Annotated in this window: 6 protein-coding genes; 3 read left to right on the plus strand and 3 right to left on the minus strand. The window is 67.4% G+C overall.

Features of this window, described 5'->3' with window-relative positions:
• A partial coding sequence (locus tag ACFXKN_RS24685; RefSeq protein ID WP_379433926.1) for a DNA polymerase III subunit gamma and tau occupies positions 1-1,523 on the minus strand: 1,523 nt, incomplete at its 3' end.
• 445 nt (positions 1,524-1,968) lie between these two features.
• Here ACFXKN_RS24685 and ACFXKN_RS24690 point away from each other — a divergent pair.
• On the plus strand, positions 1,969-2,793 hold the full coding sequence (locus tag ACFXKN_RS24690; RefSeq protein ID WP_378960410.1) for a hypothetical protein: 825 nt from the start codon (positions 1,969-1,971) through the stop codon (positions 2,791-2,793).
• Positions 2,794-2,859: 66 nt separating this feature from the next.
• Positions 2,860-4,137, plus strand: coding sequence for an ammonium transporter (locus ACFXKN_RS24695; RefSeq protein WP_379433927.1), 1,278 nt, complete (start codon positions 2,860-2,862; stop codon positions 4,135-4,137).
• On the opposite strand, the gene ACFXKN_RS24700 is transcribed toward ACFXKN_RS24695, so the two are convergent.
• Positions 4,134-5,159, minus strand: coding sequence for a neutral zinc metallopeptidase (locus ACFXKN_RS24700; RefSeq protein ID WP_379433928.1), 1,026 nt, complete (start codon positions 5,157-5,159; stop codon positions 4,134-4,136). The genes ACFXKN_RS24695 and ACFXKN_RS24700 overlap by 4 nt on opposite strands.
• A 231-nt stretch (positions 5,160-5,390) precedes the next feature.
• Entirely contained in the window at positions 5,391-6,302 is a 912-nt protein-coding gene (locus ACFXKN_RS24705) for a neutral zinc metallopeptidase (RefSeq protein WP_378960275.1), read from the minus strand.
• Between the two features lie 278 nt (positions 6,303-6,580).
• On the opposite strand from ACFXKN_RS24705, the gene ACFXKN_RS24710 reads away from it, so the two are divergent.
• Positions 6,581-8,212 (plus strand): DUF2207 family protein, encoded by a 1,632-nt coding sequence (locus tag ACFXKN_RS24710; protein ID WP_379433929.1) that lies wholly within the window; start codon positions 6,581-6,583, stop codon positions 8,210-8,212.
• Positions 8,213-8,523: the final 311 nt, after the last annotated feature.

Genomic DNA, 8,523 nt, shown 5'->3' on the forward strand with positions numbered 1-8,523 from the left:
GCCAGCGATGCGGGCTGCGCGGCAGGCACAGGCGGTGCGGGCGGCTCAGACACAGTCCGGGCCTGCACGGACGGCGCTGACTGCGTGGGTGCGGGCGACGGAGGTGCGGACTCAGCGAGCGGCGCAGGCTCGGCCGGCGCGACGCTCGGTGCGGGAATTGCGGGCGCCGTGGCGGGGGGCTTCTGTTCCGCGACAACGGGGCTCGCGACGCCAGCTGCCGGCGAACCGCTGGTCGCCGCTTCCTTCTCGGCGCGGGCGGCGGCGAGAAGTTCCGCGCCGCGGCGGCCGCTCGACGCGGGTGCGGACGGACGTTCAGCGGGTGGCTCACCCGCGGCGGGGCCGGGACGGGCCGGAGCGGGGACCGATCCGCCCGCGAATCCGCGTTCCAGGCGTTCCAGGCGCTGCAGGGTCGCCGACTCGGCGTCGGAGACCGAGGGTAGGAGCATGCGGGCGCAGATCACTTCGAGGAGCAGGCGCGGGGCGGTGGCGCCGCGCATTTCGCCGAGGCCATCGTGCAGCAGTTCGGCGTAGCGGGTGAGGGTGGCGGGGCCGAGGCGTTCGGCCTGGTCGCGCATCCGTTCCAGCACGTCGCCGGGGCCGGAGACCAGGCCGCGGTCGGCGGCGTCGGGGACCGCGCGCAGCAGGATCAGGTCGCGCAGTCGTTCGAGCAGGTCGACGGCGAAACGGCGCGGATCGTGGCCTGCTTCCATCACCTGGTCGACGGTGTTGAACAGGGCGGCGCCGTCGTTGGCGGCCAGCGCGTCGATAGCGTCGTCGATCAACGCCACATCGGTGACGCCGAGCAGCGAGACCGCGCGCGGGTAGGTGACACCGTCGGGTCCGGCACCCGCCAGCAACTGGTCGAGCACGCTCAGACTGTCGCGCGGCGAACCACCACCGGCACGGATGACCAGCGGATACACCGCCTCCTCCACCGGCACATGCTCCTGCTCGCAGATCTTGCCGAGCAGTCCACGCATGGTGGCGGGCGGCAGCAGACGGAACGGATAGTGGTGCGTGCGTGAGCGAATCGTCGCCAGCACCTTGTCCGGCTCGGTGGTGGCGAAGATGAAGATCAGGTGGGCGGGCGGTTCCTCGACGATCTTGAGCAGCGCGTTGAAACCGGCCGTGGTGACCATGTGCGCCTCATCGACGATGAACACCCGATAGCGCGACTCGGCAGGCGCGTAGAACGCGCGATCGCGCAGCTCACGGGTGTCGTCGACGCCACCGTGGCTGGCCGCGTCGAGCTCGATGACGTCGAGATTGCCTGTGCCGCCGGGCCCGAGCGCCACACACGACGAGCACGTACCGCACGGTGTCGAGGTGGGTCCGTCCACGCAGTTCAGTGAGCGCGCGAGGATACGAGCGGACGAGGTCTTGCCGCAGCCACGCGGCCCGGAGAACAGGTACGCATGGCTGATCCGTCCGGTATCCAGCGCTGTACTCAGCGGGTCGGTGACGTGCTCCTGACCCACTACTTCCGCGAATGTCGCCGGTCGATACTTCCGGTACAGAGCCACGACCCACAGGCTACCGAGAGCGTCCGACAGGGTTTATCGGCGGCTGGCACTGTGCGGTAACGCGGTAACGAAGCAATGAACGAACTGTGATGCAAATCACATTGAATTGCGCGGTCTGAAGCGTAGGAGCAAAGCGGTCCAGTAGGTGCAACGGCCGAGCTATCGACTGCCATCCGAGCGGCGAATACACTGTCGACCAATCCATCGACCCTGGTAACACCGGAAATGCGTACCTGTTCCCTGGTTGACGGCCTCTTACTGGATGTAACGAAACCATGAACCGTCGTGACAGCGACGCAAGTGTCTGGCTACCGTGGATCTCGGCAACTTCGGTGGCCAAACCTTCATCAGGTTGGTGACCCCGGCCGGTCCCTCATCCCGACCGGGGCACAACCTTCGCGCACCGATCGCTCCCCCACCGCATCGACCGGAGGAACGTTTCATCGTGCTGTCGTGTGATGACATCGCAACGGCCTGGCTGGCCCACACCGACTTCGCTGGCGACAATGCCGCGGTCGGGCTATTGAGCCGGGCGATCAGCCCCCAAGACTTCGACATCAAACGCGACTCGTTACCCGTCGCGGCCGCGGCCGACCCGGCGACCGCCGACGCCATCCTGCAACTGCTCGAACGCGGGCAGGTACCCACGATGGCGGCCATCCGCACGCTCACCGCGCAGAACGAGATGCGCCGCGAGGCCGAGCGGATCGAGCGGCTCGGCCGCCGTGCCCAGCGCAGCATCGACGAGTTCGGTCGCATCCTCGCCCGCCTCGCCGCCGCGCATTGGACCGAGCACAATATCGGCCCGACCAGGCGCGACATCCTCGCCGATGCCGAGGTCTGTGAGCTCATCGCCGAACGGGTGGGCGAGATCGCGCCGTCGGCGGTGAAGCATCTGTGGCTGATCGAACGGGCGCAGCGCGCCGGCTGGATCGCCTCGAACGCGGGCCCTGGTTCGCTGTGTCCGGCGCGGCGCTGGCACACCGCGAAATACGGCAATCGGGTCTCGCAGAAGCCGGTGAACATGGTCGGCAAGCTGGTCGCGGGCTTCGTCGTGGAACACACCGCCGACCGGGGCAAGCCGCCGAGCTGGGCGGTGCTCGCCCGCGACGCGCGCGACGATCGCGGCCGCCGCGTGTTCTTCGACGTTGCCGACGCGCATGCCCAGCGCCGCTGGCTCACCACCGCCGAATGGCTAGCGGACGGCGATGACCTGCCCATTCCCGGCAAGCGCGGCGCGCGGGCACTGGCCAAGGAAAACCGGGCCTAGCGCCGCCATCCGCGGTGAGTGTTCGGTAACTTTCTCGCAACGCATTCACGCGTGAAAGGAGTTACCGTGCCCGCAACGATCGACCCCGCGGCCACTGCTTGGCTACTCGCGGCTACCGCCATGGTGCTGTTGATGACGCCGGCACTGGCCGTCTTCTACGGCGGGATGGTGCGCTCGACCGGCGTGCTGAACATGCTGATGATGAGCTTCATCGCGATCCCGCTGGTCACCGTGGTCTGGCTGGTCGCCGGCTACAGCCTGGCCTTCGGCGACGACGCGGGCGGTGGCCTGATCGGCAATCTCGAGCACGTCGGGCTGGCCGGGATCAACCCCGACTCCGTCCGCGGCACCATTCCGGAGCTGCTGTTCGTCACCTTCCAGCTGACGTTCGCCATCCTGACCGCCGCCCTGGTCTCGGGCGCCATCGCCGACCGCGCCAAGTTCGCGGGCTGGATGGTGTTCGTTCCGCTGTGGACCCTGGCGGTGTACGCGCCGATCGCGCACTGGGTGTGGGGACCCGACGGCTGGCTGCTGAATTTCGGCGCGCTCGACTACGCGGGCGGCCTGGTGGTCGAGATCGCTTCCGGTGCTTCGGCCTTGGCCCTGGCGCTGGTCCTCGGGCCGCGGATCGGTTTCAACATCGACGCGATGCGTCCGCACAACCTGCCGTTCGTGCTGCTCGGCGCCGGTCTGCTGTGGTTCGGCTGGTTCGGTTTCAACGCGGGCTCCGCGCTGGGTGCCACCGGTGCCGCGGCGGCGGTCTTCCTGAACACCTTGGTCGCGGGCAGCCTCGGCATGCTCGGCTGGCTCCTCGTCGAACAGCTCCGCGACGGCAGGCCGACCACCTTCGGCGCCGCCTCGGGTGTGGTGGCCGGTCTGGTCGCGATCACCCCGTCCTGCGGTGTGGTGAACACCTTCGGTGCGGTCATCGTCGGCCTGGCCGCCGGTGTGGTGTGTGCCTTCGCGGTCGGCTGGAAACACAAAGCGGGCTATGACGACTCGCTCGACGTGGTCGGCGTGCACTTCGTCGGCGGCATCGTCGGCACCGTCCTGATCGGCCTGCTGGCCACCCAGGTGATGACCGGCGGCGTGAACGGCCTGCTCTACGGCGGCGGCTTCGCCCAGCTCGGCAAGCAACTCGTGGCGGTACTCGTGGTCGCGGCCTACGCCTTCGCGGTCTCGTGGGTGCTCGGCAAGGGCATCGACAAGCTCATCGGCTTCCGCGTGAGCAAGGAAGACGAAACCGCGGGCATCGACTTCGCCCTCCACGCCGAAACCGCCTATGCCGAGGGGGTGCACGGCAGTTCGCCGCGCCGCTTCGGCGAAGGCCACTACGGGAATTAACTGACTTCGTCGGCGGGTGCCAGCCAGGTGTTGCATTGGAAGTTGCGGTTCTTCGTGTAGCCCTGGTTGTACCAATTGCCGTTGTTGTCCGAGGTGCCGTGATCGCGGTGGCGGCCGTTGCCGTCACCGCGGTTGTAGTTGTGTTTCACCGCGGCGTAGCCCTCCTGCGAGGTCCAGGAGCCACCCGCCTCGGACGAACCGATGTACATGCCGCCGAAACAGCTGGCCTGCAACTCCATTCGACGTGAGGTCTCCAGTCCATCCGATGACATCGCGCCCTGCTCACGGCGCTGATTCGACGAGGCCTGCATCAGGCCGGTGAGCCCCTGGACGTGGTGACCGTATTCGTGGGCGTAGACCGACAGCGCCTCCATCGGCGGATACGGGGTGTTGTGTATGACCAGGCCCGCCGTCGACATGTAGATGGTGCTAGAGGCGCTGCAGTAGAACGCGTCGCTGGTGGAGCCACCGCACGGCGATGACAGCTGTGAAGGCTGTTCCGCGACAACCAGACCCGGGCTCTTGAACGGCAGATTCGCGGCGGCCAGATTCGACCGCCACATCTGATCGAGGCAGACCTGCGCCGCCGCGAAGAAGGCCTTGGCCACCGCCGCGTTGGTCGACCAGCGCGGCAGATCGCAGTCCATGTTCGTCAGGCCCGCGTCGTCGTTCTTGAACAGCGGATGCTGACCGAGAGCGATAACAGGTTGCGGCCCTGCGGGTTTAGTTGTGGTCGGCGCGGTGGTGCGCGCGGTGGTCGTGGCTCGCGCTGAGGTCGGATTCGTAGTCGGCACCGGCGAATTCGAGCTGTAGGTGAAACTCGGCGGCGTCGTCTTGGCGACCGAACCCGGCGAGCTCTGATCGGACAGAGTCACCGCGGCAATCAGCAACCCGATGACCCCGAACACGGTCAACACCGTCAATACGGCACCGACCGCTCCCGATCCACCCCGACGCGGCGGCGGATACCCCTGCGGCGCATAGCCGTACGGCGGCGGCAACGGCCTCCCGTACGGCGGCATCGCGGGCCGACCATACGGTGGCATCTGCCCGCCGTACGGTGGCGGCATTGGCCTGCCATAGGGCGGCTGCGGGGGAGGCGGGGGATACATCAATCACCTTGACAACTGATCACGCACGGACATGGGTAACTCACCGGGAACGGGCCAACTCACCCCACACCCCACCGTCGGCCGCCAACGCTACCTGTGCGGCACACAAGTCCGGCTAGAAGGCGCGGAGAGGCGGGACAGCTAGTTCACTTCGCTCGCGGATACTGTGAAGGTGTTGCACTGGGCTGTGAGGTTGCGGTCGAGGCCGGTTTCGAACCACTGGCCGCCGTGCTCGGCGGTGCCGTGGTCGCGCATGTCGCCGGGGCCGTCACCGCGGCCGTAGGAATCCTTGGTGGCGACCGTGACCTGCGACGAGGACAGCGAGCCGCCGCCCTTCGACGAGGCGATGAACATGCCGTCGAAACAGTTGGCCTGCAACTCGACTCGGCGCGAGAGCTCCAGCCCCTTGGCCGAGCGGGCGCCCGCGTCGACGCGCTCACTGTTGGCCTTGCGCAAGATGCCCGACTGGGCCTGCACGTGGTGGCCGTACTCGTGCGCGAATACCGACAGGTACACCACCCAGTTGTCGCGGAACTGCTCGGTCTGCAGCTGGCTGATCGGCATGTAGATGGTCTTGTTCGCCGGGCAGTAGAAGGCGGCGAAGTTGCTCGTCGATCCGGTGCACGGGGTGGAGATGCCGTCGGTGGTCGCGGTGATGTTGAGCGTCGGCGACTCGAAGGGCAGATTATTCTCCGCCAGTAGCGGTTTCCACGCCGATTCGAGACACGTCGCGGCCGATTCGAAGAAGGCGCGTGCCTTGTCCACCTGGGTTCCCCACGGCGCGTAGTTGCACGATGCCGGGACCAGGGTGCCGTCGGAGTCGGTGAGCAGCGGGTTGTCGCTGGTCGCGGCGGGCGCGGTACCGGGCTGTGGAGTGTAGGTAGTGGTCGGCTTGGGGCCGATCGCGCCGATGCCGAAATCTACGCCGGTGTTGACGGCGTATTTCACCAGACCACCGACCAGCAGGAAGATGACAACGAGGATTGCCGAGGTGAAGCCACCACCGCGTTTACGTGGCGGCGGAGTCGGCCTGCCCGGGGGCCCGTAGGGCATGGGCGGCGGGCGATATCCCGGCGGCGGACCATACGCCGGACGCTGCCCGTACCCCTGTGGATAACCCTGCGGCTGTGGATAACCTGGCTGCCCATATCCCGGTTGTGGCCGATATCCCGGGGGCGGACCATAGCCAGGGGGTGGCGGAACCGGTCGTCCACCTGGGCCATTCGGCCCATAACCGTACGGTGGTTGAGTCACTCCCCCGTGCCCCCCTCGTCTCATGGTTCGTCGACAGCCGCTGACGCAGAATAGCAAGCTGTCTAGAGTAGGCACCCATGCTGACTTTTCGGGGGGGCGCCGCGGGCGCGCTGCTGCTCGCTGCGGCGGGTTTGCTCGTGGCCGCGCCGGTAGCCCACACGCAGCCCGAGACCACCGGTGTTTCGATCACCGCCGACCTCACGCTCACCGAAACCGGTGTGCTCGAGGTCATCGAAACTGTCGCGGTACCTGCCGATGGAAATTTCACGATGTCGCTGCCGCTGCGCCTGAAGGTCGGTGACGATGTCGAGCGGGTCTTCAAGGTCACCGATGTGACGGCGAGCGGTGCGGGCACCGCGACCACCGTCAACGATCAGTTCGTCGTCGAGGCCGAGCCGGGCGAATCGAAGTTCACGTATTCGGTGCACAACACCGTCTCCGATATGCCCGGCACACAGGTGTTCCACTGGCTGGGCGTGCTCAACGCCGATATCGCCGTGCTCGACGTCTCGGTGATCAGCCCGAGCTTCCAAATGGGCATCGTGGACTGCAAACTCGGCTCCGCGGGCAATGCCAAGCCGTGCGCCGATGTCCACACCGAACCCGACGGCGTGCTCTATCTGCACCAGACCGACCTGCGCAAGGGCGATGCCATCGACCTCACCTTGCAGATGCCCCCTGGCACCGTGCCCGCGAATGCCGATGTGCGCGGCGGAGATACGGGTCCGTTCGCCTTCACCACGCCCGTGCTCGCCGCGTTCGGCACTTTCCTGCTGGCATTGGCGGGCATGATCGCCTATGTGCTGCTGGCGCGAAAGCGCGCCGCCGCCGCGGTCGCGGGCAGCGATGCCTTCGATCCGCTGATCCAGCAGGGCGGCCGCGTCGAGTTCACCTCCCCCGATGGTGTGCTTCCCGGCGAGGCGGGCCTGATCATCGACGAGCACGCCGATCCAGTCGACATCGCCGCCACCGTTGTCGATCTCGCCGTTCGGCGCTACCTGTGGATCACCCCGGTGAACGCGCGCGGCGAAGACGATTGGCGCATCAGCCGCGTCAACGCCCCCGACGACCAGTTGCGCGACTACGAACGCGCCGTCTACGACATGCTGCTCCCCGAGGGCACCGACGCGGTCGCCGTCCGCGAACTGCGCACCCCCGGCCGCCTGCAACTGGACCCGATCCGCACCGCCATGCGCAACGACGCCGTCGCCACCGGCGCCTTCGCCGACCCGAAGCAGCGGGCTCTCCCCCGCTGGATCGGCGCCGCCCTGATCGCCCTCGGCCTGATCATCACGGTCACGCTCGCCCTGACCGCAGGCCACGCCCTGGTAGGCGTAGCCATCGCCCTCGCAGGCGGCGCGGCGATGCTGCTCCCCACCTACCTCCCCACCCGAACTCCCCTCGGCGACACCGTCGCAGGCCGAATCCGCGCCATGCACCGCGGCCTCGACACCGTCACCCGCGACCGCATCCCCCCCATCGACCAGGAAACGATCTTCTCCCGCGCCCTCCCCTACACGGTGATCAGCGGCCGAGCCGACAACTGGATCCGCACCTTCCGCGACATGAACCCCGCCGCGGACTCACAACCAGGCCTCTACTGGTTCGCCGGCTACGACCGAGACCCCAACCTCCACCGCTTCGCCGCCCAATTCCCCTTCTTCATAACCGCATTGGAAGGCGCTTGTTCCGCCTCTCCGCGAATTTAGCGGGCCGACCGGGAGCTAACCCCGTTAGCTCCCGGCCTTACTTCGTGTAAGTAGCAGCTGGGAGGCGACAGGGGAGTTACCCATGTCCTCACATAATCAGTGGGTTGCGTATCCCCTGCCCACTAACCCGGCGAATAACCGCCAACCACCCCGCACACCTCAGCCCGTCCCCGTCTTCCACAACCCACCCAACCCAACCACCGCACTCCCGACCCTTAGGGAGGGACGGCCACGAAGTGGCCGGTCCGCGGCCGGGTCGCCGGTTAGCGCTCGAAAGCGCTGAGCCGAAGGCTCTAGTCTCGAGCGCTAAC

This window comes from Nocardia sp. NPDC059195 (genome assembly GCF_042754695.1).
Lineage (GTDB): Bacteria > Actinomycetota > Actinomycetes > Mycobacteriales > Mycobacteriaceae > Nocardia.

Bases quoted from the DNA above. Each gene is read 5' to 3' on its own strand.
- ACFXKN_RS24700 (WP_379433928.1), bottom strand. From the start codon at position 5,159: ATGCCGCCGTACGGGAGGCCGTTGCCGCCGCCGTACGGCTATGCGCCG.
- ACFXKN_RS24705 (WP_378960275.1), bottom strand. From the start codon at position 6,302: ATGCCCTACGGGCCCCCGGGCAGGCCGACTCCGCCGCCACGTAAACGC.
- ACFXKN_RS24710 (WP_379433929.1), top strand. From the start codon at position 6,581: ATGCTGACTTTTCGGGGGGGCGCCGCGGGCGCGCTGCTGCTCGCTGCG.